Raw genomic sequence first — 25722 nt, forward strand, 5'->3', positions numbered from 1 at the left:
CAGAAAAAATGGCTCTCAGCAGGAGGATATATGAAAGATCAACGCGCTCTAGCCTCAAAACTGACGTTGTCTACTTGATTTGAGCCCTTTCAGACAATAGAGTATCGGGCATACGTGATCGCTTAGCAATCCCTTATAAAATGTAAGGTTTTAAGTGTTTTTAGTGTGAATTTTTCTATTGACATACTAGAGGTTGATTTGTCCCAATTTAGTCAAGCTATTGCTGAGTTAATTCAACAAATAAAAGATGCAAACGAGCATGATAGTAAACTTACCCAAGCTATAGATACATTAGCAGGGTTCTCCTGCGTTGATTGGCTTGAAGCACAGCCTCATTTTCCTAAATTTTACTGGCAGTCCCGCGATACCAGAGAAGAAGTGGTCGCGTTGGGAAAAGTTCATGCCTTTTCTGACCCAGCACCTGCATATACTATTTTGGCTGATGGCCAACGTGTGTGGGGGGGGAGAGCATTTCAATCATCTGAAGATGATGGTCTACCTAGTTCTCTGTTTTTTCTGCCACAAATAGAGTTGGTACGTTTTGATGACCAATGGTCCATTAGCGTTAATTTAGATAACAACAAATCGACAATTATTTCTGCCTTAAAGCAACTCTGTTGTGACTATTTAGAACTTCCTTCTATTTCAACCAATATTCAGAGTATTAGCCATATCCCTGAACAAAGTGATTGGAATGATCAAATAGAGGATGTGTTAGATAAAATTAAGCAGGATCAGTTTAAAAAAGTCGTATTGGCGCGTAAGAGCATTGTGCAGCTTGATGGACAACTTTCTCCTGCACAGTTATTAAAAGCAAGTGTCGCTCATAACCATCACAGTTTTCACTTTCTATTTGCATTGGATGCTAGCCAAAGTTTTGTGGGGTCGACTCCTGAGCGTTTGTATAGCCGTAACGGTCAAGAGCTGGAAACAGAAGCGTTGGCTGGAACCATTGGTAGAGGAAAAACTGCACGAAAAGATTTGGATCTGGCTAACTGGTTGGCGCAGGATAAAAAGAATCTTTGTGAAAATCAGTATGTGGTGGACGATATTGTAGCAAGGCTTGAACCGCATTCTACTGCCATTGAGGCGCAAAACGAAGCGAGGTTGATTCGTTTGCGTAAAGTTCAACACTTAAAACGAGAGATTCGTGCTTCTCTTAAATCCGGGGTAAATGGTGTTCAGTTGTTATCTGCACTTCAACCTACTGCAGCTGTAGCAGGGTTGCCTAGAGAAGAAGCGATGAAATACATATTGCAACATCAACCTTTTTCGCGAGGTTGGTACAGCGGTTCTATCGGTTATATTAGTCATCATAAAGCGGAGTTTTGTGTCGCAATACGCAGCGCTTTAGTCAACGGTGATCAGGTTAATTTGTACGCTGGTGCCGGTATTGTTGAAGGCTCTCAGGCTGAATATGAATGGCAAGAATTAGATAAAAAAATGTCCACCTTGCTCTGCTTATTGAAAGATAGGCAGCCACAAGATGATTCAATGCAGGATGAGGCGATGTCGGCAAGTTCTAACCAGAATAGTGCATCTTTTGGTGTCGCCTCATGAGTGACTCATCTACAGACCAAGCAGTACTGAATAGATTGTGGTGTCGAATCATTATCGAAGAGTTGTGCCGATTTGGTGTTGAGCATGTCTGCATTGCACCGGGATCACGCTCTACACCGTTGACGCTAGAAGCGGATAGCAATAACAAGTTGACCTTGCATACTCATTTTGATGAGAGAGGGTTAGCTTTTCACGCGCTAGGTATGGCGAAAACCAGCAATAAGCCGGTTGCTGTGATTGTTACTTCTGGAACCGCGGTTGCTAATTTACTGCCGGCAATTGCCGAGTCGGGATTAACCAAAGAGAAATTACTGCTGTTAACGGCTGATCGTCCTATCGAACTGATCGATTGTGGGGCCAATCAGGCGATTTCACAGGTGGATATATTTGCTCAACATATTACGGCATCATTGAATTTACCGTCACCAAATAGACAAGTCTCTCCTCAATGGCTGCTTACCTCAATAGATCAATTGATGGTGAAGCAGCAGTTAGAAGGGGGAGCAATTCATATTAATTGCCCTTTCCCGGAACCTCTCTATTCGGATCAGATCATCTCAGAAGAGAGTGACTATCTTGCGCCAATTGAACCATGGCTTAAACAACAAGACAGTTATTGTCAGTATCACTCTTGTCGTATAGAGAGTTGTGATGTTCTAGAACCGTTGCAAGATCGCAAAGGCGTCATTGCGGTAGGACAAGTTGATCTGGCTACGGCACAAGCGGTAGCTCAACTCGCATCAACATTAGGGTGGCCATTATTGTGTGACCCTCAATCCGGTATATCGAGTGACTGGCAGCATTATGATATTTGGCTTCAAAATCAGCAGGCTCACCGAGAGTTGGCTCAATGTGACGTCATCTTACAGTTTGGTGCTAGGTTTGTTTCGAAAAGAATACATGCATTTATTAAAAATAGTGAATGTGACTATATTTTAGTTTCAGAGGGTGATGATCGCTTAAATCCAAATCATCTGCCATTAACCAGAATTAGTGCACAACCTTTGCAATGGGCAAAGCAACAGCAAAAGCGGCTGGCTGATAAGCGCGGCTGTTATTTTGGTTGGGCTGATGAGCTTATTCGTTTTTCTAAGCAGGTAAAGCAGCTTGCGGTAAATTGCTCAGGTTTGAGCGGTAATGATGCTTCCGAGCACGCTATGCCCGCTAACGAGCTGTCGGAACTGAGATTGGCGGCGAGATTGAATGAGATTGCGGCGAATCATGACCTGTTTATCGGTAATAGCTTAATCGTACGCTTAGTGGATATGGTTACCGCTCTATCTGCGAATCAAGTTTATACCAATCGTGGTGCATCAGGAATAGATGGACTGGTTGCGACTGCAACGGGTGTTCAAGCGGTAAATCAGCAACCTATGCTGATGTTGGTGGGGGATACCTCGCTACTTTATGATTTAAATTCGCTCTCCTTGTGTAGCCGTGGTGTGCCATTGGTGATCGTTGTTACCAACAACGATGGTGGCGCGATATTTGATCTTCTGCCTGTTCCTGAGCAGCAGAAACAGAATCTGTATAAGATGCCTCATGGATATCAGTTTAAGTACGCAGCTCTGCAATTTGGGTTGGCTTACCTGAAGCCTGATAGTTTGGCAGAGCTCATCACTTGCGCTCAAGAGCATTTAACCTCGGGTCAAGGTAGCCTGTTGATAGAGGTGATAACACCGTCTGAGCAAGCGTCCAGCGATATCAAAGCTTTGGTTAAGTCTATCAATGCTTACCACTAAATTTGTTCCAGCGGAATTTTCGACGGAGAAGCCTACCTTAGTTTTTCTGCATGGTTTGCTTGGATGTAGCAACGATTGGTTACAGGTGAGCGAACAACTGAGCGACTACAACCGGTTGTTTATTGATCTTCCGGGGCATGGAACAAGTCGCGACAGTATTGTTACTGGTTTTGATGATACTTGTAAGATGATCGCTGGCGCTATTGCTGAGTCGCCAGCACAGCAGTCACCAATACTGTTAGTGGGGTACTCGTTAGGAGCACGCCTACTTATGTATGGCATCGTTAATAGCTATTTTGCCAGCGTTAAGGTGGTAGGTTGTGTGGTTGAAGGTGGTAACTTTGGTTTAACCAGCCAATCAGAGAAACAATTACGCTTGCAAAATGATCAACGTTGGGCGGAATGTTTTACTGATAAACCAATGACACATGTGTTACAAAAGTGGTATCAGCAGCCGGTGTTTGTTTCATTAACTGACAGACAGAGGGCGCACTTGGTAGAGCAGCGTCAAGACAATAGTGGCGTCGCGATTGGCCGTATGTTGCTAGCGACATCGTTAGCAAAACAACCTTTTTTATTAGATCGACTACTACAATATAAAATGCATTTTCATTATGTTTGTGGTGAAAACGATCTAAAATTTTATCAATTAGCAACCAGTAGTGGGTTAGTTTTCACTGCTATTAAAGAGGCTGGACATAATGTTCATCATGAACAGCCAGCTCAATTTGCGTCGCTAATTCGGACTCAAACAGAACAGTTTATAACTAATTGGAATGAATCATGGCAAGAACCATCGGAATGACTGAAGAAGAACTATACGCACCAGTAAATTGGCAGGACTGCAGTTCTGAATATCAAGATATTCATTATCATAAAACAGCGGATGGTATCGCTAAGATTACCATTGCGCGTCCACAGGTGAGAAACGCCTTTCGTCCTCAAACCGTAAAAGAGATGATCAGTGCTTTAGCGGATGCTCGTTATGATGAAAGCGTGGGGGTGATTATTCTCACTGGATTGGGTGAAGATGCATTTTGCTCTGGTGGCGATCAGAAAATTCGTGGTGATTATGGTGGCTATCGTGATGAGAGTGGCACACATCATTTGAATGTGCTGGATTTCCAGCGCCAAATCCGTACTTGTCCTAAACCTGTTATCGCGGCAGTGGCTGGTTATGCTGTTGGTGGTGGCCATGTTTTACATATGATGTGTGACTTAACTATTGCTGCTGAGAATGCTCAATTTGGTCAAACGGGACCTAAAGTAGGATCGTTTGATGGTGGTTGGGGTGCGTCTTACATGGCTCGTATCGTTGGCCAGAAAAAAGCGCGAGAAATCTGGTTCTTATGCCGCTTTTATGATGCGCAAGAAGCGGTGGATATGGGATTAGTGAATACTGTCGTTCCGGTCGACCAATTAGAAAGAGAGACGGTACGTTGGTGTCGTGAAGTACTACAACATAGCCCGATGGCTCTCCGCTGCTTGAAAGCGGCATTAAACGCAGATTGTGATGGTCAGGCGGGTCTTCAAGAGTTAGCGGGCAATGCCACCATGATGTTCTATATGACGGATGAAGGGCAAGAAGGTCGTAACTCATTTAATGAGAAACGTCGTCCTGATTTCTCCAAGTTTCCTAGAAACCCATAAAGTCGATTAGGCAAAGTTTTAGTTATTGGGATAAATAAATATTTCTAGGAAGAGAGTTAATGCGTAAAGCAAAGTTATACAAATATCAATTACCCATGGATAGTGGTGTGATTCTTCGTGATGAAAAATTGACGGAGAGAGAAGGCTGGATCGTGGAACTTCACGATGGCGATAATAGTTCTTTTGGAGAAATTGCTCCGCTTACTGGTTTCAGTCAGGAATCTACCAGTGAAGCGGGCATTCAGGCTCAGGCCGAATTAGAACGTTGGGTCGCAGGAGAAGAGATAGATTTTGACGCCCTGTATCCATCGGTTGCTTTTGGGCTTTCAATGGCTCAGTTTGAATTAGCAGGTAATTTACCTGCGGAAGGAAGTTATCACAGTGCTCCTCTATGTACTGGTGATCCGGATGATTTATTGCCTGTTTTAGAGGCGATGCCAAAGGATAATAAAGTCGCTAAGGTTAAAGTGGGTTTATACGAGCCTATTCGTGATGGGATGATCACTAACCTATTCTTGGAAACTATTCCGGACTTAAAACTGAGGCTAGACGCAAATAGAGCTTGGACAATAGAGAAAGCAGAGAAATTTGCTTCTTACATCAATCCTTCTTATCGCCAACGCATTGAGTTTATCGAAGAACCTTGTAGAAAGCCCGGTGATAGCTTTTCGTTTGCCATCGACACTGGAATCGCGATTGCCTGGGATGAAACCTTGCAAGAGTCGGTACGAGATGATGATTTTGATCTTGGCAACATGACGGGATCAAAAGTGATCATTATTAAGCCGACTCTGATTGGTTCAGTGGCTCGATGTGTTGGACTGGTAGAGGCTGCGAAACGACTGGGGATTACGGTCATATTTAGTTCTAGTCTTGAATCCAGTTTAGGCCTTTGTCAGGTGGCAAGAATGGCACATTGGTTAACGCCTAATAGCATTCCCGGATTAGATACCATTAAGATGTTTGCGGCTCAACTTGAGACTCCATGGCCTGATTGTGATCTGCCTGTTGAGCCTGTTAGTCACCAAACCATTGTTTGGCAGAGTGAGTAAATGTCAGCGAAGGATCCATTAACCTTCTGGGCGGAGAGTCAGGGCGACTCTCCGGCCTTAATCACTTCCCATCACCAGTACAGTTGGCAACAGCTAAATCAACAAGTGACGAATACAAGCAATTTGATGGTTCAGCAGGGGCTTAAGCCTTTTGATGTTCTGGCTTGTATTGGAAAAAATGATGTTGAGTTGTTGATCGTTTATTTAGCCGCTACTCGGCTTGGTGTTATTCCGGCAATGGTCGCGCCTCAGCCAACAGTACCTTTACAGCAAAAGTTTCAACAACTCGCCTGTCATTTTATCTGGCTAGGTAAAGGTGCAGAGCATCTGGATAAAACCAGTTTTGAATGCAGTGATTACCATTTTGTGTCAGATGTGTTACCTCGAATTAGTTCAAAGGCTTGTGGCGCAGAAATAGATCTCGATATGTCAGTCGTCGATGATCTAGAGATAATGAAAGATGACGCAATTGTCAGTATTATTTTTACCTCCGGATCAACAGGGCAACCTAAAGCGATAGCACATAGTGCTAGCAATCATTTGTCATCGGCAACGGGGTTATTAGAGGTTTTTTCATTTACTTCTACCGATACTTGGCAGCTTAGCTTACCTTTATTTCATGTGTCGGGGCTGGCTATTGTATGGCGCTGGTTAGCTGTTGGAGCGTCACTTAAAGTCGGTGATGGCGTATCACTTTATGATGATCTAAATGGGGCGACTCACGCCTCTTTGGTGGCGACACAACTTCAGCGATTGCTAGATAGTAACCAACCATTGACGTTAACGCATGTATTACTTGGTGGCAGTGCGATTCCATTACCGTTGGCTTTGCAGGCTAAAGAGCGGGGCATTGAAACATGGTTAGGTTATGGCATGACAGAAGCTGCTTCTACAGTAACGGCAAAGGTGGTTGATGGTCAGAGCGGTGTGGGGAAGGTGCTATCTCACCGACAGTTGAAGCTGGTAGATCAGCGTATATATATTGCTGGTGAAACCTTAGCTAAAGGGCAGTTTGTTAAAGGGAAACTGCAAGCGTTTGACAATGATGGCTGGTTTGATAGTGGTGATCTTGGTGAGTGGCGGCAGGGTGAACTGCACATTTTAGGTCGGGCTGACAATCAGTTTATTTCCGGTGGTGAGAATATCCATTGCGAAGAGATAGAACAGGTTCTAATTCAGCATCAAGATATTGATTTAGTGTTTGTTGTCGCCGTCAAAGACAGTGAATTTGGCGCTCGTCCTGTCGCGCTAATATCCAGTCATCAACCTCTACAACCTAGTTGCTATCAGGGGCTGTTACAGCAGCAGTTGGAGAAGTTTAAATGGCCTATTGATTACTACTTATTGCCGCGAGATCTTTTGCAAACTAATGGTATTAAAGTGTCTCGACAACGGGTGGCTAAATGGTTTGTTGAATACCAGAGTACCTATCAATTGGTTATGTGATAGTTCCAATCGGAATTTATTTTATAGACAGTTCTGGCTAATAATACCGCTATAAAGGATTAGTTAGAAACGTGTCGATAAATGAAATTATTAATCGTATTAGTGAGTAGTTGCGTGCTGTTTGCCATAGTGAGCGAAGGACTTGTTCAGGCTATTGCTGAGCTGCTCGCCTTCGTCACTATTGCTTACTTTGTGTTAAGAAAACACCAACCAGCTAAGGGACAAGCTAGAAATCACTACCCACAAAAAGACGCCGAATAGTAGTGGCTTAGCGCCGGCTTTTCGTAGCTTCTCTACCGATATACCGCTACCAATAAAGAATAGACAGAGAACCAATGTTTTTTGCGCGATGGAAAAGATGCCATCATATAACGCTTCAAATTGTGGTAAGTAATCACTTACTACTATGGCGGCACAGTAGAAAAGAATAAAATAGGGAATGGTGATTTTTTTATTATCACTTTTAAACAGCATGGCACTAATAAACGCTACAGGTATGATCCATAAAGCCCGTGCAAGTTTGAGTGTTGTGGCGGTTTTTAGAGCTTCTTCTCCATAAGCTGAAGCCGCGCCAACAACAGAAGAAGTATCATGGATGGCGATGGCCGCCCAAGTACCAAAAGTGTGTTGGTCCAATCCTAAACTATGACCAATGACCGGAAAGATAAATAGGGCGACGGAGTTGAGTACAAATACCGTCGCTAAAGCTAAGCCTGTCTGCTCATCATTGGCTTTAATGGCGGGTGAAACCGCTGCAATCGCACTTCCTCCACATATGGAGGTGCCCGCAGAAATCAGATAACCAGTGTGTCGATCTAATCCAATTTTCCTTGTTAGCAATGAGCCAAGAACCAGCGTCCCCAAAATAGTGAATACAATCAGTCCTATGCCATCTCCGGTGACCTCGAGTGCTTGCTGAAAATGGATGCCAAACCCTAGCCCTATAATGGAGTAGGCCAATAACTTCTTGGTTAGTTTTGCCACAGGGATATGTGAAGGTACCAAGCCAAGACTGGAGAGTAAAAAGCCAATAACGAGCGCTGTAGGGGAAGATACCCAAGGGGTTAAACAAAATGCAGCGGCGAGAAAGAAGAGTAATATTTTTGCGTTCATAATGGTTGTTGATTTTCCGAACTGAGGTTATTCATTCAAACAAGGATTAAACGCGGCTAGTGTACCGCGTCTTTTCGTTTGAGTCTGTCGCATGTTTTGTTACGCCTGTTCAATTAAAGTGAACAACTAGCGACGGTCACCTCGTAGTGCAAGGACTTTGTCTCTTAACATTGATGCGTTAAGGCCTTTGGCCGGGAGAGGTGTTCCTGCTTCAATTTCTAGCTTGGACCACACTCTGTTAGGGACACCTTTGCAGGCTCTGCCTTTGTAGCGGCTAAAATAGCTGCCCCACAGTCCTTTTAATGCCATTGGAATAACATCAACGGATGTGCGCTTGATGATGAGATCAATACCGCGCATAAACTGATGGACTTCACCATCATTAGTGAGTTGACCTTCTGGGAAGATACACACCAGCTCACCATTATCTAGCGCCTGTTCTACCTCTTTAAAAGCTCTCTTAATGGATGAGCGATTATCCGCTGAAATAGGGATGACACCTGCCCGTCTTAAGAAGCGGTTTAGCAATGGTAGGCTGGCATACTCTTTTTGCATAACAAAGCGGATCAATCGAGGACAGACAGCGCTGAGCAATAGAGCATCTAGATAACTAACATGGTTGCAGACAATCAGTGCCGGCCCTTGTTTAGGTAGATGGTGTAGATTTTTATGCGTGATTCGATACACGGTATGCGTGATCATCCAAAGCAAAAAACGAACAACAAAAATAGGCAGTTGGCAAAATAGGTAAGTCGCAACCAGTAGGTTAAGAACGGCCATCAATAGAAAGAGTTGCGGTATGCTCAGTTCGATGACCGAAAGGGAAATAATGGCGACAAGGGCGCTGCCCACCATAAATAGAGAGTTGTAAATATTATTGGCCGCAATAACCTGAGCGCGTTCAGTTGCTTTGGCTCTAGATTGAATTAGCGAGTAGAGCGGCACGATAAATAGCCCACCAGAAGCGCCAATCAGCAGTAAGTAGCTAAACATTGGCCATAAAGCAGTGTGAGAAACAAAGTCATTAAAACTGGTGAGAAGCGGCAGTTGTGCCGGAATACTGTTGACCATCAGCACACCAAACAGGGTTATTCCAATACTGCCAATCGGCACAATACCTAATTCAATTCGGTGTTTTGAAAGGAAGTCACACAGTAGAGAACCAATAGCGATACCGATAGAAAAAAGTGCCAGAAGAAAAGAGACTGCGCTCTCCCCGCCATTTAAATAGATTTTAGTAAAATTGGGGAACTGAGTAAGATAACAGGCACCTAAGAACCAAAACCAGCTAATAGCCAATATGGTTTTATGAATCATGTTGTCATTTTTCGCGATAGACAAAGTGTGCCGAGTTTGAGCAACGGGTTTCCAACGTAACTTTGCTGAGGGGTTAGCTGCCGGAGTTTTAGGTATAAAGCGACTGGTTAGATAACCAGACAAGGAAAAAATAACCACCGCTAGAGCCGCGATATAATGAGCATGCTCGGTAGATGCGATAATGCCGGCACCTATGGTTCCTAATAAAATGGCTAAGAATGTGCCTGTTTCTACCAGTGCATTTCCGGGAACAAGTTCATCTTCGCTTAAATGTTGGGGAAGTAATGCATACTTTACTGGGCCAAAGAATGCGGATTGGCAACCCATTAAAAAAAGTAGCAACAGCAAAACTTGGTAGCTTTGTGTGATAAATCCAATGGCTGCAATTACCATGATGATAATTTCTACCAGCTTAACTTTGCGAATAAACCAATCTTTATCGTACTTATCTGCCAATTCACCTGCGGTTGCGGAAAACAGAAAAAAAGGCAAAATGAATAGCCCCGCCGCTAAATTAATAAATAAATTGCTAGAGATAGGCAGCGCGCCGCTACCGACGAAGGCGACTAAGATCAGCAGAACATTTTTAAAGATATTATCGTTAAATGCACCTAAAAACTGGGTAAGAAAGTAGGGAAGAAAGCGTCTTTGGGTTAACAGTGAAAATGTACCGCTTTTTGACATGAGTCTTCCTTAGTTCCAGCTTTTTAAGTAGCTGGATATAAGGTTGGATATCAGTGCTTTACCATCGATTGGCGTGGAGGTAAAAAACATATCGTCCACACTTAACAGCGTAATACCGTGTACGCCCGCCCATAATACCCGGCTAGCTTCAATGGCTTGCTCGGTTGATTTTGTAGGAGCGAGTTGCATCATTAACTGCTCTAGCATACCCGTCATATTATCAATACGTTCAACTTGCCATTGAGGCAGTTCTTCACCATTCATCGTGTGTTGAAAAATAAGTTGCCAGCGGTGAGGGTGAGCTTTAGCGAAATCGTGGTAACAGTAGGCTAACTTATATAATGCTTCTTCAGGATCAGTGGTGGAGCGAATGGCGTTAGACGCTTCTATTTTTAGCTGATCTACGGTTTGAGCAACCGCTTGTAATAGCAATAGATTATAATTACCGAAGATATTAACTAGGGTACTGGGAACATAGCCAATCATGTTGGCGACCTTTCTTAAGCTAAGGTCATGATGGGGATTGTGATCTAAGAATTCCCGCACTTTATCGAGGGTAAGAGAGATTAACTCTTCACGGGTATGATCGTTTCTACGCGCCATGATGGTTTCTAATAATGAACAATGTTCATTATTTTATTGACCCTGCTACTGGGGGTCAAGTATTCAAGCGGCTATCTTGTAATATTCTGATACAGTTTTTTCTACTTAATTTCAGTTTGGCAAGATTACAGTCCTGCAATATGACGAGTTGAAATTTTAACCTCTTTAAAATCAACCTAATAGATATATATTTAACTTATGATTACGTTTTGTTATCTATTAAAAATGAATCTACCGAGCTGGAAATGAGTCAAAATACAGCAAAAAAGAGCGATTTTTACTCTCTATCCCCAGTACAAGTGAGCTTGGCGAGTATTAAAACTTGTTTTATCCAGTAATATCCTCCTTAAATAAGGTACGCTGTACGGATGTAACTTGAATTATCCATGCTCAAGCCGCATATTTATAGTTACTCCAATAATAATGTTAGTTATATCAAAAGGAACAAAATGAAACGATTGTTAGCTATGGTCGCATTAGTGATCTTTGCTGTATCGACTTCTCCCGTTGCTGAAGCAAAGAAATTCGGTGGTGGTAAGTCGTTCGGTAAATTATTTAAAACGGCTCCTGCACCTAAACAGAAAACAACCAACACCAGCACATTAAAGAAAGATCAAACAACGGCGCAATCAGGTACCAAGCGCGGTTTGATGGGAGGCTTGATGGGTGGTTTGTTGGCTGGCGGTTTGTTAGCAGCATTCTTTGGTGGCGCGTTTGAGGGTATTCAGTTTATGGATATCCTTATTATCGGTCTTGTTGCTTACTTTGCCTTTAAGTTCCTTCGCGGAATGTTAGGGGCCAAAATGGGCAGTATGAATCAACGGGCTTATGATGGTGCAAACTATCAGCAGTACCAGCAAGAGAGTCAACAGCAAACCAACAACCAGCAGTTTGAACAACAGTCGCAAACTGGCGGTGGTTTCGGTGCCAATGGACACAGTGATGTTCCGTTTCGTTTCCCTGCGGGGTTTGATCAAGTTGCCTTTGTGAATGGCTCTAGAGAACACTATAGAGTGATTCAAGGCGCATGGAACCACAATGAACTTCATACTATTGAAGAGTATGTTTCTGCCGATCTATTTGCTGACCTCTCTGCTGAAAGAGCAAAACTAAGCGGTGAGCAGCATACCGATGTCATGTATGTCGATGCGGAAATTGTTCGTGCAGATTGTGATGCGAGTAAAGCGCAACTAAGCCTTCAATTTAAAGGCCGTTACCGCGATGCGGTTGAAGGTATCGAAGAAGATATCGAAGATGTGTGGCATCTAGAGCGCGATCTTACTGTCGACAATGCACCGTGGTTGATTATTGGTATTCAAGGATAATGACTATCAAGCTGAGTCGCTCATGTCACCTGATTAGAGTGTCATTTGGTCATTAACTAACGACTGAGCTATTTGCAAATAAAAACGGGACCTAATGGTCCCGTTTTCGTGTTCACTGAACGTTATGTTACTAACAGTGCAGAGGTTAAGCTTGATCGGCCTGAATGGCTGTTAATGCGATGGTATACACAATATCGTCAACCAATGCACCACGAGACAAGTCGTTTACAGGTTTACGCATACCTTGAAGCATAGGACCAATAGAGACTAGGTCAGCAGAACGCTGTACGGCTTTGTAAGTAGTATTACCGGTATTTAGGTCTGGGAATACAAATACAGTCGCTTTACCTGCTACAGGAGAGTTTGGCGCTTTAGAAGCAGCAACATTTTCCATAATGGCAGCATCGTACTGAAGTGGACCATCAATGACGAGATCAGGACGTTTTGCTTTAGCAAGTTTGGTTGCTTCACGAACTTTATCAACATCAGCGCCTTTACCTGACTCACCAGTAGAGTAAGAGATCATGGCTACTCGTGGGTCAATGCCAAATGCTGCAGCTGAATCTGCCGATTGAATGGCAATTTCCGCTAGCTGTTCAGCGGTTGGATCTGGGTTGATTGCACAGTCACCATAAACAAGTACTTGATCAGGCAACAGCATAAAGAATACCGAAGAAACAATCGAAGCATCTGGTGCGGTTTTAATGATCTGGAATGGTGGAACAATCGTGTTGGCAGTGGTGTGTACTGCACCAGAAACCAACCCATCGACTTCATCATTCTCTAGCATCATGGTACCAAGGAATACAGAGTCTTCTAGTTTCTCGCGAGCCACAACTTCTGTCATGCCTTTCTTCTCACGAAGCTCAACAAGACGAGGAACGTATTTTTCACGAACGGCATCAGAGTCGATGATTTCTACGCCTGTACCTAATTCAACACCTTGTTGTTCTGCAACGCGGCGAATCTCTTCAGGGTTACCCAAAAGTACACAGTTAGCAATACCACGCTCTGCACAGATAGCAGCTGCTTTAACGGTACGTGGTTCATCACCTTCAGGAAGAACAATACGCTTAGCTGCACGACGAGCAAACTCAGTTAACTGGTAACGGAATGCTGGTGGGCTTAAACGGCGTATACCTTCGCTGCCTTCAGATAATGAGTCTATCCAAGGGCCATCGATGTGACTTGCTACGTGGTCGTTAACGTATTCGATACGTTCTTTATCATCAGCCGGTACTTCTAAGCTAAAGCTTTGAAGGTTAAGAGACGTCTGCCATGTGTTGCCTTCTGCTTTGAAGATAGGCAAGCCAGTATCAAAGGCGCGTTGACACAGTTTTTGAATCTCTACAGGAAGATCATAGCCACCAGTAAGCAACATTGCACCAATCTCAACACCATTCATTGCGGCAAGGGCTGCTGCAACAATAACATCAGGACGGTCTGCAGAAGTCACTAGCAGTGAGCCAGCTCTAAAGTGCTCTATCATGTGTGGTACAGAACGGGCACAGAAAGTGATGCTCTTAATACGGCGAGTCATCATATCACCTTCGCTAACAATCTCGGCGCCTAGGTGTTTCGCCATATCGATCGCACGAGTAGCGATTAAATCGATTTTCCAAGGTACGCAGCCAAGTACACGAATAGGACTGTTGTTGATGATTTCCATTGTACGGATATCAGCTTGCTGTGCTGCATCTGCTTCATCAAATATTTCTGACAAGTCAGGGCGAGTACGGCCAGCATCGTCAACAGGTGCATTCAGCTTGTTAATAATCACACCAGAGATGTTCTTATTCTTGGCACCACCAAAGTTAGAAACAGCTAGTTCAATGCGTTCTCTAAGTTGAGTGACATTATATGTACCCGGAGTCGCAACAAAAACAATTTCAGCACCTAAAGTTTTGGCAACTTCTTGGTTTACTTGGTTAGCAAATGGGTGTTTGCGTGTTGGTACCAAGCCTTCGATTAATGTGACTTCTGCATCATTAACTTGGTTGTAACGCTCAACGATTGATTCAAGCAATACATCCATTTTCTCGTTGCCGATCAAAGATTCAGCTTCGTGCATTGGTGTTGGGCTTGCTGTTTTAATATCGCTGTTAGCGTTGATGATAGTAGACGTTAAGTCTGGTTGGTTACCACCGTGGCGCGGTTGAGCAATAGGCTTAAGGAAAGAAACGTTAACACCTTTTCGTTCCATCGCGCGAATTACACCTAAACTAACACTGGTTAAACCAACACCAGCGCTAATTGGTACAAGCATAATAGTACGGGACATGTGTAGAGTACCTCTAATTACAGGGAGATGGCTCAATGGATATTAGGAATGACTTATTGAGCCCTAAAACAAAACTGGCTAACTTTCGTTAGCCAGTCATTTTTATAAGTTTGCTAGTTTGGCAGTGTCTTCTGCGATAACCAACTCTTCGTTGGTTGAGATAACTAATGCAGGAACACGGCTGTCAGCAGTAGTGATAGTACCTTCGCCGCCGAAACGAGCTTTAAGGTTAGCTTCACTATCAACTTCGATGCCAAATACGCCAAGACGGTTAAGAACCATTTCACGAATAGGTGCAGAGTTCTCACCGATACCACCAGTAAATACGATAGCGTCTAGACGACCTTCAAGAGTGGCAGTGTAACCAGCAACGTATTTTGCTAGGCGGTGACAGAAAACATCCATTGCACGAGTGGCTTCTTCTTTCTCACCGTAGTTGTCTTCTACAAAACGGCAGTCAGACGTTACTTGAGTTAGACCTTGTAGGCCAGACTCTTTAGTTAGCATGGTGTTGATCTTGTCAACAGAGTAACCTAGCGTGTCATGCAGGTGGAAAATGATAGCAGGGTCGATATCGCCACAACGAGTACCCATTACCAGACCTTCAAGAGGAGTTAGACCCATTGAAGTATCGACAGATTGGCCATTTTTAATAGCACAAACTGATGCACCGTTACCTAGGTGACAGTTGATAATGTTTAGTTCGTTTTCTGGCTTGCCTAAACGCTCTGCTGCTTCACGAGCGATAAATAGGTGAGAAGTACCGTGCATGCCGTAACGACGAATGCTGTGATCTGTGTATAGATCATACGGAAGAGCATAAAGGAATGCTTCTTCAGGCATTGTTTGGTGGAATGCGGTATCAAATACAGCAGACATTGGTAAGCCCGGGAATGCTTTTTGAGCCGCTTTAATACCAACGATAGCCGCTGGGTTATGAAGTGGTGCTAGTGCGGCACAATCTTCGATACCTTTTACGACATCTTCGTCAATCAATACTGATTGAGTAAATTTCTCGCCGCCGTGTACTACACGGTGACCAACAGCGGCTAGCGCGTTAGATAGCTCAGGCTTAGAAGCTAGAATAGTTTCTACGATAAAAGATAGAGCTTGCTCGTGAGCGCCACCGTCGCCTAATTGTGCTTCGTGCTTGCCATCAAGTTTCCACTTGATACGGGCTTCAGGAAGGTGAAGACATTCCGCAAGACCTGTAAGGTGTTCGTTACCGTTTTCTGCATCAACAATAGCGAATTTAAGAGAAGAACTACCGCAGTTTAAAACTAAAACCAGCTTGGACATGAGTGATTACCTGCTAATCAAGGGTTAAAATCAACCTCAAGAATAGTAGAAGGGGTCATAAACCTGCTACTTTCTTGGTTATAAAAATTATATCCTTTATATGAAACAAGATCGCATAACTGTGATCCTGGCAGCATTCCTTGCTAAAAAATGTCATTTGGTTGCTATATTCAGAAATAAAGTCAACAATGACATTAAGGGTCTGCAAAGGATAGCGATTATAGGCCAATATAACAAAAATTTTTTGAAGGAATATTAACTTTCATCAAGTTTTTTATAGTTTTTGTTGAATGATTCAACTTTTTTTTAGTGAAGAGGGCGTTAATGAGTAGTGAGTCTGGTTTGGTAAAAAATTTGAGAAACGGGCAAAAATACATGGATATTTGGCCGATGCGTAAAGAGTTGTCTCCTATTTTTCCAGAACAACGCATAATTAAAGCAACTCGTTTTGGTATCAAGGTGATGCCTGCAGTAGCAGCAATAAGTGTGCTTGTGCAGATGAGTTTTCAAAACATGCAGGCTATGCCGCAAGCAATTGTTATTGCTATATTCGCTATAAGTATGCCGTTGCAGGGTATGTGGTGGTTAGGTAATCGAGCCAATACAAATTTGCCACCGGCTTTAGCTGGTTGGTACAGAGAGCTGCATCAAAAAATCGTTGAGACAGGTTTTGCATTAGAGCCCATTAAAGCCAAACCGAGATATAAAGAGCTGGCTGTCATCCTTAACCGAGCATTTCGTCAACTTGATAAAAATGCCCTTGAACGCTGGTTTTAAGTATTAGAGTAATCGGTATTATTGCTAAGATTCGAAAAACAGGACGCTAAGGCGTCCTGTTTTTGTTTTTAATACGGCTGCATTGAATTTTTATTGATGTGAATTTTCTACTGAGACTCTTTTCTTTTTTGGTTTTTTTATCGTCCCTTTCTTGCTTATCGCTGCTTTGTCTCTAAAGGCATAACCTATGGAAAATGAATAATTATCCACTATTTTATTCACCCTCTCTGTCAATCTACCGAGTAAATCCTCTATTTTTTAACAATAATTTAAAAAGCTTCTTCCATTCTGAGGCTGATACTGGTAAAAATGTTTACGTATCGTAAATAAATGCGTACAACGTGAGAAATAAAAAAGTTTATTTGCAGGATTGAAACTAAAAAATTGCTGATCAAGGAGTTAAGATGAAGGCAAGCAGAATTATCGCAACGGCATGTTTGACTGGAGTAGCATTGCTATCTTCTACAGGTGTTATTGCAAAAACCGTGAAAGTGGCTGTCTCTCAAATTGTAGAACACCCAGCTCTAGATGCAACTCGCCAAGGCTTAATTGATGGACTAAAAGCCAAAGGTTATGAACAAGGTAAGAATTTAGAATTTGATTACAAAACAGCACAGGGAAATCCTGCCATTGCGGTGCAAATAGCACGTCAGTATGTTGGTGAAAGACCCGATGTTTTGGTTGGTATTGCCACTCCAACAGCGCAAGCACTTGTTTCCGCTACTCGTGACATCCCAATCGTATTTACTGCCGTAACGGATCCCGTGGGCGCTAAATTGGTCAGTAACGCAGAAAAACCAGGTAAGAATGTAACGGGCCTTTCTGATTTGTCTCCAATTGAGCAGCATGTAGAGTTAATGAAAGAGATTCTACCAAACATAAAAACAGTCGGTGTGGTTTATAACCCGGGTGAAGCTAACTCAATTAGTTTAATGACGCTGCTTAAAGAGAGTGTAGCGAAACACGGTCTTGAACTGGTTGAAGCTACAGCACTGAAAAGTGCAGATGTACAGAGTGCGACACAAGCTATCTCTGCAAAATCTGACGTCATTTACGCCATGATTGATAATACCGTTGCAAGTGCTATTGAAGGTATGACTATTGCTGCGAATCAAGCAAAAACACCTGTATTTGCTGCGACGACGACATACATTGATGCCGGTTCTATTGCCGCTCTAGGTTTTGATTACTACCAAATTGGTGTGCAAACTGCCGATTACGTTGCTGATGTTCTTCAAGGAAAAAATCCGGGTGACATTCCAGTACGCGTTGCGAAAGGGTCTGATATTGTGATCAACAAAACCGCCGCAGACAAGCTTGGTATTGTTATCCCGCAGTCTGTTCTGGACCGTGCAACAGAGATTAAGTAAACGTCATTTTTTATGGCGACAAGCTACAACCTTAACCGCCCCTAATTTGGGGCGGTTAAGTTAAATAAATAACTCGATATTTATGTTGTTCGAGTGATTTGAAGTAAGCAGAGAAGGAGTAGGTATGTCTGCTTTTGCATTTTTTGGCGCACTGGAAATTGGACTGATTTACGGATTAGTTGCCCTCGGTGTATATTTAACATTTAGGGTGTTGGACTTTCCTGACCTTACGGTGGATGGTAGTTTTCCAATGGGAGCCGCGGTAGCCGCCACTGCTATTGTTGCCGGTATTGACCCTTGGATCGCTACATTGTTAGCAATCCTCGCAAGCGCAATGACTGGATTAGTCACGGCATTTTTAGCTGTTAAGTGTGGCATCCTGCATCTACTGGCATCGATACTCACTATGATTGCGGCGTTCTCTATTAATATCCGTATCATGGGGCGTCCAAATATTGCTCTACTGGGTTCCGATACCATTCTTACACCATTCGAATCTCTCGGTGATACGGTCTATATTCGCCCGTTGGTGGTGGGTATCTTGGTATTACTTTCCGCGATATTTATAGTTCGACTGCTTAATAGCGACTTTGGTCTAGGGCTGCGGGCCACTGGTGTTAATGCACGAATGGTGCGTTCTCAAGGTGCAAGTACCTCTTTTTATACCTATTTCTGTTTGGCATTATCCAATGCATTTGTTGGTTTCGCGGGGGCGTTATTTGCTCAAACCAATAGTTTTGCTGATGTTACCTCTGGGGTGGGAACCATCGTGGTTGGACTCGCCGCTGTTATTTTAGGTCAGACTATTATTCCCGGCCGCAAGATTTGGATTGCGGTAGTGGCAGTTATTGTTGGTTCGGTGCTTTACCGTCTAGCGGTAGCCTTTGCATTGAGCTCTGGCATGTTTGGTCTGCAAGCATCAGATTTAAATTTAGTCACTGCGGTGTTGGTGGCGGTGGCATTGATCGCGCCAAAAGTAAAAGGAAACCTCAAAGCAAAAAAGGTGGCAAAGCCGGCAAAGAGTGATGCTGTATCTAAGCAGGCTAAACAATCAGGAGAAGTAGCATGATCCATTTAGACGATATTCAGGTTACGTTTAATCCTGGTACCATTTTAGAAAACCGAGCATTAAGAGGCGTCTCTATTGAAGTTCCAGAACACCAGTTTTTAACGGTGATTGGTTCTAATGGGGCCGGAAAATCAACCTTGCTTGGGGCTGTAACGGGTGAAACGCCTATGGTAGGCGGAAAGGTACGTATTGATGATCTAGACGTGACACGTAAAACGGTGGATCAACGTGCGAGTCAATGCGCCAGAGTATTCCAAGACCCCTTAGCGGGTACCTGTGCAGACTTAACCATAGAAGAGAATATGGCTCTCGCTTATATGCGAGGGAAACGTCGCAGTTGGCATCACAGTTTATCCAGTAAAAGACGTAAACTCTTTCAGGAAAGAATCAGTATATTAGGCCTAGGATTAGAAGATAGGCTCGGGGACAACATTGGTTTGCTGTCTGGCGGACAACGTCAAGCGGTCAGCTTAGTGATGGCCACGCTTTCCGAAAGTAAGTTACTTCTTTTGGATGAACATACCGCCGCTCTGGATCCGCGCATGGCCGCGTTTATCATTGATTTAACCAATAAGATCGTTAAAGAGTTTAACTTGACGGTAATGATGGTTACTCACTCAATGAAAGATGCACTCGCGTGTGGGGACAGAACCGTTATGCTTCATCAGGGAGAAATTGTACTGGATGTGGCAGGGGATCAACGCGCTAATATGCGTGTGCCTGACTTATTAGAGATGTTCTCGAAAGTAAGAGGCGAAGAGTTGGCAGACGATAGCCTGCTGCTTAATTAAAACCTTAAACATGGGCGTTAGTGCCCATGTTTACCTCGCCAATTTAATGGCGGGGTGGCGTTATCAACAAGGCGGTTAAATACTAAATTTGTGCTTGATACTGCTCAATATGTGCCACGATAGGGGCGGCCTTGTTAAACTTCCTAATATCTCGAAAAAGATCATCGGCTTGTTGGTATTCATTACGCAGGTAAGCTAACCACTGTTTTACTCTATTTGGATAATATAAGCCTTTATCACCCTTAATTTCGTATTGAGAGTAACGTAATAACAGCGCCACGACTTGTTGCCATTTCATCGCTTGATGATTGTGCTTAACAACGTTGCCTAAGTTAGGAACATTGAATGCACCGCGGCAGACCATCAGAGAATCAACCCCCGTTGTGTTAATACACGCCTGACCATCTTGGTAATTCCAAATTTCACCATTCGCAATAAGTGGTACGGATGTGCGTTGTTTGATCTCTTTTATGTAACTCCATTTTATTTGGTCGGCTTTGTAACCTCCAGCTTTGGTTCTCGCGTGGATGGTTATTTCATCTGCGCCTGCTTGTTCTATCGCATCAACAATCTCAAAGCAGTCGTTCGGGTTATCCCATCCAAGGCGAATTTTTGCACTGACAGGAATTTGTTCATCAACAGCATCTCGGCAAGCTTTTACTATCTTGTAGATTTGTTGAGGGTCTTTCAGCAGCGCCGCGCCGCCACGACTTTTATTCACCATTTTTGCCGGGCAACCAAAGTTGAGGTCAATGCCTTTAGCCCCTAGATTTTGAGCTTGAATGGCATTTTCTGCCATCCAGTTTGGCTCTTGACCAAGCAATTGAACATGAACCGGAGTGCCGGAAGCCGTTTTTGCTCCAGTGCTTAACTCAGGGCATAAGCGGGTAAACACATGCTCAGGTAATTTTTGATCGATAACTCGCACAAATTCAGTCACGCAGAGATCATAGTCATTGATCTCGGTAAGAATCTCGCGCATTAAGTGATCAAGTACGCCCTGCATAGGGCCAAGTATGACTCGCATGTTTATAACTCGCTTAAATGTGGGCGGGCATTGTACCTAGGAATGTTATTAAACCCAAGTCTGATATACTCTGCACATTAAACATTATTAAGTAATCTAGTATGAAGTTATTAACCTTACCTCAAGATTGGCAGGGAGAGTCTGCGGTTTTTCTTGAAGGGGCAGTATTGGCGTCCAATTTAGCAGTAAAACCATTATCGCCAGAATCATGGTGCTTGGATGTTGGTGTTGAAAGTGCTGAAGTTACCGCTCTGCTGGTACCTCATATAAACCAGCAACACAATCTGTTACAGCGTAGTGAGTATTGCATTGGGGATTTAGATGAAGAAGCTTTGTTGGCATTTTCGCAAGGCTTTCTGACAGTATGGCCTAGTATTGAGCCTCAATACCATGATGTGAATTTAAATGACGGGGCGTTGCGGATGCTGCAAGCCTTGCTTACGACTTTTATGCTTGTTATCGATGAACAACAGACACAATCTGAGATGAAGTCAGCAGGTATTGAACAACCACCTTCACTGGGTGATATGGTTCCACAACTGGATAGCATGATCATGGAAGTGGCGTTAGCGGCAGACGAGTTAATGGTGGGGGGCAAGGTGAAAAGTGTTAATCCATATAAAGATGTTGGTCGTAACGACAGTTGCCCTTGCGGTAGTGGCAAAAAGTTTAAACAGTGTTGTGCTAAGTAGCTAAGTAGCTAAGTAGCTAAGTAGCTAAATGGCTTATAAAAAAGACGTAAATGGATAATCCCATTTACGTCTTTTTCTGTTTATTGCTATAGAGATATTAAACCGAGTTACCGGCAATTGCTTAACTGAATAGGCGACGGCTTTTTGTAAACTGTGCAATAACCACTATCGCTAGGGCAATTAAGTTTCCAGCAAAGATAATCACCAACCATTGTGGCATTGAGAGCGTAACAAACTGCCAGACAATTTCGCTGCAATTTCCCGGTGCTTCAAAGTACCAAGGAACCCACTTATTTAGCGGCGCCCATTCTGGAAATCGTAACGGTTCACAAGTGGCAAAGATATTCGTTTGGTAGCCCACATGTTCCATTGCTAATGTTAGGCCTTTATAAGCGGAAGCGCCCCATGCAATTAACCCTCCCCAGCGGAAAAAGGTGTTGTTTGGTTTAATCATACCCAGCAGAGCAGCAAAGCCAATGGCGATCATGGCCACGCGTTCGTATATACACATTACGCAAGGCTCAAGGTTCATGCCGTGCTGAAAATAGAGCGCACACAATAAGAAGAAAAAGCTAAAAAGAAAAAGTAGAAACCAAGAGAGTCGCGATTTGGAGAACAACTTAACAGGGTGTAAAAAATTCACAATTTCCGTCCTAAATAAAAAAGCTCTGATAATTCAGAGCTTTTAATTATTAATTAGTTCAATGTATTAGTGCAACCATTAATGTGCAGATGAACTTACCGCATCCGCCGCTGTCGCGATATGGTGCGTTATCCAACCCATGTCGTACATCCATGCTGTCATAGGGTCGAGTAAGTAGGCAATGCCAAATAGACCCACAACCGCCAACACAATGGTATAAGGCAGTGCCATATAAACCATGGTGCCATAAGATAAACGTACCAGTGGAGCTAAGGCTGAAGTCAGCAAGAATAGGAATGCAGCTTGTCCATTTGGTGTCGCGACAGAAGGTAAGTTTGTACCTGTGTTGATGGCGACAGCCAATAGATCGAACTGATCTCTGGTGATGCGTCCTTCAATCAATGCTGTTTTCACTTCATTAATATATACAGTACCAACAAACACGTTATCTGAAACCATAGAAAGAACACCATTAGCGAGATAGAACATGCTTAACTGAGCATCACCTTCCATCTCTAGCACGGCGTTAATAATTGGCGCAAATAGGTGCTGGTCTATGATTACCGCAACGATAGCAAAGAACACCGCCAGTAGTGCGGTGAAGGGCAGTGCCTCTTCAAATGCTTTACCAAGGGAGTGCTCTTCGATTACCCCAGTGAATGCCGTTGCTAAGATAATGACAGACAGACCAATCAAGCCAACCGCTGCAAGGTGCAGTGCCAAGCCAACGATTAACCAGATAGCGATAGCGCCTTGAACATATAATTTGGCAACATCTTGTTTGGTGCGTTTTTTCTTTTCTGCCGTATCGTAGTCATTGAGAATATTACGTACATGCTCCGGTAGCTCTTTGCCGTAGCCAAAGACTTTAAATTTCTCAACCAGTACACACGTGATCATGCCGCAAATAAATACCGGTAGCGTCACTGGCAACATGCGAATAATAAACTCACCAAATAACCAACCCGCTTGATCCGCAATGATTAAGTTTTGTGGCTCTCCAACCATAGTAGTTACACCACCGAGTGCTGTACCTACCCCTGCGTGCATTAATAGAGAACGCAAGAATGCACGGTAGTTATCTAAGTCATCACGCGTCAGTTCAGAGAGGTGTTCGTCAGTCGTATGGTCATGAGACGAGCTTGAACCTTTACCAGAAACCACTTTGTGGTAAATAGAGTAAAAACCAACCGCGACACTTATAACAACGGCAATTACGGTTAATGCATCTAAAAACGCAGAAAGAAAGGCAGCAGTAAAACAGAAAGCCGCAGAAAGCAGCGCTTTTGAACGAATGCCCAGTAATATCTTGGTAAAGATAAACAGCAATAGCTGTTTCATAAAGTAGATACCAGCGACCATAAAGATCAGTAGTAATAATACTTCTAAGTTACCTTCAATTTCATGCATCACTTGCGCAGGAGAGGTCATCCCCATGGCAACGGCTTGAATCGCTAGCAAACCACCCGGTTGAAGAGGGTAGCATTTTAGGGCCATAGCGAGAGTGAAGATAAATTCAACCACCAACAACCAACCGGCAAAAAATGGGTCAAATAAAAAGAAAACAATTGGGTTAATAGCTAGGAAAGCGACAATGGTAAGTTTGTACCAGTCAGGTGCTTTACCAAGAAAGTTCTTGATAAAAGCGTTTCCGAGTGAAATCGGCATGGTAATACTCTTAATATTTAAAATTTACGTAAAGTATGCTTGCGTTTAGTTGTTATTATTTAAACCAATCCATTATGGACAACATCTTTGCGGTTATAAATGAAGCTTTAAAAGCGGTATTTATAACTAGTACTATCGAGATAGGCAAACACTCCATGTCTTGTTTATTACTATCCGATTAGGCTCTTCCATTTTTAAGAATTTGACTCATTTAAATTCTTAAAGACGTAAAATTTTCCTAATACCACAAACAAAACGCGCATAGCATAGCATGGAAGGTTACGAATTCTTACAAATTTCTTAAGGTTATGTTAGCTCACACACCGAGATGTTAGATTTCGATAATAGTTGCAATAAAATCAGTTGGTTACATTGATGTTGCTTGGTTGCATAATGGCGAAATAGCGAGGCTGAAGATGTTTCAAAATGTGACTGAATTAATATATTTAGATAAAAATTTGATTACTGATTTTATTACCAAGACGAGATGTGTTGCGCTGCTCATTTTCTGTGTTACGGATTCTTACCGTAGAATAACTATGGCTTCAAATCAGTGCCTTGATTAGAAGTCAATAAATTCTCGCAGAACAAGCATCTTGAGGTTACTTGAGTATATAACTAGTGGTATGATGAGTCATTCGACCTTAAAAAAACGATTCGGATAAATTAATACATGGTCATTAAGGCAAAAAGTCCAGCAGGATTTGCAGAAAAATACATTATTGAAAGTATCTGGAATGGTCGCTTTGCACCCGGTTCCATTTTACCAGCAGAGCGTGAGCTGTCAGAACTTATCGGAGTAACACGTACTACGCTGCGTGAAGTCCTTCAAAGATTAGCAAGAGATGGCTGGTTGACAATTCAACATGGCAAACCAACCAAAGTGAATCAGTTTATGGAGACCTCTGGTCTGCATATTTTAGATACATTGATGACCTTGGATGCAGATAATGCCACTGGCATTGTTGAAGATTTACTTGCGGCACGTTCTAACATTAGTCCAATTTTTATGCGCTACGCATTTAAAGCCAATAAAGAGACATCTGAGCGCACTATTCAGAGTGTTATCGAGTCGTGTGAAAGTTTGTTGGCAGCAGAGTCTTGGGATTCTTTTATCGCGACGTCACCTTATGGTGAGAAGATTTCTCAAATGATAAAAGACGATGGCGAGAAAGATGAGAAAAAACGTCAATCGATGCTAATCGCTAAGACGTTTAACTTTTATGATTACATGCTGTTCCAGAGATTGGCATTCCATTCCGGTAACCAGATTTATGGTTTGATATTTAATGGATTGAAAAAACTGTATGACCGTGTTGGAAATTTCTATTTCTCCAATCCTGAATCACGCTCTCTGGCTCTCTCTTTTTACAGTGAGCTGCTAGAAGTGTGTCAAAACGGCGATCGAGATAAATTGCCATTGGTGATCAGAAGCTACGGTCTAGCGAGTGGACAGATTTGGAACGAAATGAAACTTTCGTTACCGACCGACTTTACAGAAGATGATCATTAATATTGATTGATTTTCTGTAGCGAATAAAAAAGCCCGCAACCTTATGGTATGCGGGCTTTCTGCTTTTGGGCTCTCAGTATTAATTAAGACTCTTAGTATT

Annotated in this window: 20 protein-coding genes and 1 pseudogene; 13 read left to right on the plus strand and 8 right to left on the minus strand. The window is 43.0% G+C overall.

The window, feature by feature from the left end; all coding sequences use genetic code 11:
* Window positions 1-198 precede the first annotated feature (198 nt).
* The 6 genes and pseudogenes from CHJ_RS04525 to menE form a co-directional block, all read left to right on the plus strand.
* Window positions 199-1482 (plus strand): annotated as a pseudogene (locus tag CHJ_RS04525) (isochorismate synthase MenF); the annotation flags it as partial.
* A 74-nt stretch (window positions 1483-1556) separates the two neighbouring features.
* Complete coding sequence (menD, locus tag CHJ_RS04530; RefSeq protein ID WP_317916991.1) at window positions 1557-3302, plus strand: 2-succinyl-5-enolpyruvyl-6-hydroxy-3-cyclohexene-1-carboxylic-acid synthase; 1746 nt, start codon at window positions 1557-1559, stop codon at window positions 3300-3302.
* On the plus strand, window positions 3289-4107 hold the full coding sequence (gene menH / locus CHJ_RS04535) for a 2-succinyl-6-hydroxy-2,4-cyclohexadiene-1-carboxylate synthase (RefSeq protein WP_317916992.1): 819 nt from the start codon (window positions 3289-3291) through the stop codon (window positions 4105-4107). Before menD ends, menH begins: the two co-directional genes overlap by 14 nt.
* Window positions 4086-4952: a 1,4-dihydroxy-2-naphthoyl-CoA synthase gene (gene menB, locus CHJ_RS04540; protein WP_171752943.1), complete on the plus strand. Its 867-nt coding sequence runs from the start codon at window positions 4086-4088 to the stop codon at window positions 4950-4952. Before menH ends, menB begins: the two co-directional genes overlap by 22 nt.
* 59 nt (window positions 4953-5011) lie before the next feature.
* Window positions 5012-6004: an o-succinylbenzoate synthase gene (menC, locus tag CHJ_RS04545; protein WP_317916993.1), complete on the plus strand. Its 993-nt coding sequence runs from the start codon at window positions 5012-5014 to the stop codon at window positions 6002-6004.
* Complete coding sequence (gene menE / locus CHJ_RS04550) at window positions 6005-7450, plus strand: o-succinylbenzoate--CoA ligase (RefSeq protein ID WP_317916994.1); 1446 nt, start codon at window positions 6005-6007, stop codon at window positions 7448-7450.
* A 195-nt stretch (window positions 7451-7645) separates the two neighbouring features.
* On the opposite strand, the gene CHJ_RS04555 is transcribed toward menE, so the two are convergent.
* From CHJ_RS04555 to CHJ_RS04565, 3 genes are all read right to left on the minus strand, one after another.
* Window positions 7646-8563 carry a YeiH family protein gene (locus CHJ_RS04555; protein WP_317916995.1) on the minus strand — a complete coding sequence of 306 codons (918 nt, stop codon included), beginning with the start codon at window positions 8561-8563 and terminating at the stop codon, window positions 7646-7648.
* Between the two features lie 126 nt (window positions 8564-8689).
* Window positions 8690-10564 (minus strand): MFS transporter, encoded by a 1875-nt coding sequence (locus tag CHJ_RS04560; RefSeq protein ID WP_317916996.1) that lies wholly within the window; start codon window positions 10562-10564, stop codon window positions 8690-8692.
* A 9-nt stretch (window positions 10565-10573) separates the two neighbouring features.
* Complete coding sequence (locus CHJ_RS04565) at window positions 10574-11167, minus strand: TetR/AcrR family transcriptional regulator (RefSeq protein WP_171752938.1); 594 nt, start codon at window positions 11165-11167, stop codon at window positions 10574-10576.
* A gap of 449 nt (window positions 11168-11616) precedes the next feature.
* Between CHJ_RS04565 and CHJ_RS04570 the strand changes: the two genes are divergently transcribed.
* A complete protein-coding gene (locus tag CHJ_RS04570) occupies window positions 11617-12492 on the plus strand; it encodes a Tim44 domain-containing protein (protein ID WP_171752937.1) in 876 nt (291 codons plus the stop codon).
* Between the two features lie 145 nt (window positions 12493-12637).
* Here the strand turns inward: CHJ_RS04570 and pta are convergent, their stop codons facing one another.
* Together pta and CHJ_RS04580 are read right to left on the minus strand one after the other, a co-directional pair.
* A complete protein-coding gene (gene pta / locus CHJ_RS04575) occupies window positions 12638-14773 on the minus strand; it encodes a phosphate acetyltransferase (RefSeq protein ID WP_171752936.1) in 2136 nt (711 codons plus the stop codon).
* Window positions 14774-14875: 102 nt separating this feature from the next.
* Window positions 14876-16072 carry an acetate kinase gene (locus tag CHJ_RS04580; RefSeq protein WP_171752935.1) on the minus strand — a complete coding sequence of 399 codons (1197 nt, stop codon included), beginning with the start codon at window positions 16070-16072 and terminating at the stop codon, window positions 14876-14878.
* Between the two features lie 324 nt (window positions 16073-16396).
* Here CHJ_RS04580 and yfbV point away from each other — a divergent pair, with 324 nt between their 5' ends.
* The 4 genes from yfbV (at window position 16397) to CHJ_RS04600 (ending at window position 20079) form a co-directional block, all read left to right on the plus strand.
* A complete protein-coding gene (gene yfbV, locus CHJ_RS04585) occupies window positions 16397-16849 on the plus strand; it encodes a terminus macrodomain insulation protein YfbV (protein WP_171752934.1) in 453 nt (150 codons plus the stop codon).
* A 404-nt stretch (window positions 16850-17253) separates the two neighbouring features.
* On the plus strand, window positions 17254-18219 hold the full coding sequence (locus CHJ_RS04590) for an ABC transporter substrate-binding protein (RefSeq protein ID WP_171752933.1): 966 nt from the start codon (window positions 17254-17256) through the stop codon (window positions 18217-18219).
* Between the two features lie 124 nt (window positions 18220-18343).
* Window positions 18344-19288, plus strand: coding sequence for an ABC transporter permease (locus tag CHJ_RS04595; RefSeq protein ID WP_171752932.1), 945 nt, complete (start codon window positions 18344-18346; stop codon window positions 19286-19288).
* A complete protein-coding gene (locus tag CHJ_RS04600; protein WP_171752931.1) occupies window positions 19285-20079 on the plus strand; it encodes an ABC transporter ATP-binding protein in 795 nt (264 codons plus the stop codon). The genes CHJ_RS04595 and CHJ_RS04600 overlap by 4 nt, the downstream gene beginning before the upstream one ends.
* Window positions 20080-20161: 82 nt before the next feature.
* Here CHJ_RS04600 and dusC read toward each other — a convergent pair whose 3' ends face one another.
* Window positions 20162-21106 (minus strand): tRNA dihydrouridine(16) synthase DusC, encoded by a 945-nt coding sequence (gene dusC, locus CHJ_RS04605; protein WP_171752930.1) that lies wholly within the window; start codon window positions 21104-21106, stop codon window positions 20162-20164.
* A gap of 101 nt (window positions 21107-21207) precedes the next feature.
* Here dusC and CHJ_RS04610 point away from each other — a divergent pair, with 101 nt between their 5' ends.
* Window positions 21208-21798 (plus strand): SEC-C metal-binding domain-containing protein, encoded by a 591-nt coding sequence (locus tag CHJ_RS04610; protein ID WP_317916997.1) that lies wholly within the window; start codon window positions 21208-21210, stop codon window positions 21796-21798.
* 121 nt (window positions 21799-21919) lie between these two features.
* Here the strand turns inward: CHJ_RS04610 and dsbB are convergent, their stop codons facing one another.
* Window positions 21920-22441, minus strand: a complete 522-nt coding sequence (gene dsbB / locus CHJ_RS04615) for a disulfide bond formation protein DsbB (RefSeq protein WP_171752928.1) — start codon at window positions 22439-22441, stop codon at window positions 21920-21922.
* A 78-nt stretch (window positions 22442-22519) separates the two neighbouring features.
* Entirely contained in the window at window positions 22520-24109 is a 1590-nt protein-coding gene (gene nhaB, locus CHJ_RS04620) for a Na(+)/H(+) antiporter NhaB (protein WP_171752927.1), read from the minus strand.
* Window positions 24110-24782: 673 nt separating this feature from the next.
* On the opposite strand from nhaB, the gene fadR reads away from it, so the two are divergent.
* The gene (fadR, locus tag CHJ_RS04625; RefSeq protein WP_171752926.1) at window positions 24783-25622 is read left to right on the plus strand and encodes a fatty acid metabolism transcriptional regulator FadR; all 840 of its coding nucleotides are present in this window, start codon (window positions 24783-24785) and stop codon (window positions 25620-25622) included.
* The last annotated feature ends 100 nt before the right edge of the window (window positions 25623-25722 follow it).

The organism is Vibrio sp. MACH09 (genome assembly GCF_033238805.1).
Taxonomy (GTDB): Bacteria; Pseudomonadota; Gammaproteobacteria; order Enterobacterales; family Vibrionaceae; genus Vibrio.

Coding starts and splice junctions, on each gene's coding strand:
- CHJ_RS04555 (WP_317916995.1), bottom strand. CDS start 8,563: ATGAACGCAAAAATATTACTCTTCTTTCTCGCCGCTGCATTTTGTTTA.
- menB (WP_171752943.1), top strand. CDS start 4,086: ATGGCAAGAACCATCGGAATGACTGAAGAAGAACTATACGCACCAGTA.
- CHJ_RS04610 (WP_317916997.1), top strand. CDS start 21,208: ATGAAGTTATTAACCTTACCTCAAGATTGGCAGGGAGAGTCTGCGGTT.
- menH (WP_317916992.1), top strand. CDS start 3,289: ATGCTTACCACTAAATTTGTTCCAGCGGAATTTTCGACGGAGAAGCCT.
- CHJ_RS04595 (WP_171752932.1), top strand. CDS start 18,344: ATGTCTGCTTTTGCATTTTTTGGCGCACTGGAAATTGGACTGATTTAC.
- menD (WP_317916991.1), top strand. CDS start 1,557: ATGAGTGACTCATCTACAGACCAAGCAGTACTGAATAGATTGTGGTGT.
- CHJ_RS04570 (WP_171752937.1), top strand. CDS start 11,617: ATGAAACGATTGTTAGCTATGGTCGCATTAGTGATCTTTGCTGTATCG.
- yfbV (WP_171752934.1), top strand. CDS start 16,397: ATGAGTAGTGAGTCTGGTTTGGTAAAAAATTTGAGAAACGGGCAAAAA.
- pta (WP_171752936.1), bottom strand. CDS start 14,773: ATGTCCCGTACTATTATGCTTGTACCAATTAGCGCTGGTGTTGGTTTA.
- dusC (WP_171752930.1), bottom strand. CDS start 21,106: ATGCGAGTCATACTTGGCCCTATGCAGGGCGTACTTGATCACTTAATG.
- nhaB (WP_171752927.1), bottom strand. CDS start 24,109: ATGCCGATTTCACTCGGAAACGCTTTTATCAAGAACTTTCTTGGTAAA.
- fadR (WP_171752926.1), top strand. CDS start 24,783: ATGGTCATTAAGGCAAAAAGTCCAGCAGGATTTGCAGAAAAATACATT.
- CHJ_RS04560 (WP_317916996.1), bottom strand. CDS start 10,564: ATGTCAAAAAGCGGTACATTTTCACTGTTAACCCAAAGACGCTTTCTT.
- CHJ_RS04565 (WP_171752938.1), bottom strand. CDS start 11,167: ATGGCGCGTAGAAACGATCATACCCGTGAAGAGTTAATCTCTCTTACC.
- CHJ_RS04600 (WP_171752931.1), top strand. CDS start 19,285: ATGATCCATTTAGACGATATTCAGGTTACGTTTAATCCTGGTACCATT.
- CHJ_RS04590 (WP_171752933.1), top strand. CDS start 17,254: ATGAAGGCAAGCAGAATTATCGCAACGGCATGTTTGACTGGAGTAGCA.
- menE (WP_317916994.1), top strand. CDS start 6,005: ATGTCAGCGAAGGATCCATTAACCTTCTGGGCGGAGAGTCAGGGCGAC.
- menC (WP_317916993.1), top strand. CDS start 5,012: ATGCGTAAAGCAAAGTTATACAAATATCAATTACCCATGGATAGTGGT.
- CHJ_RS04580 (WP_171752935.1), bottom strand. CDS start 16,072: ATGTCCAAGCTGGTTTTAGTTTTAAACTGCGGTAGTTCTTCTCTTAAA.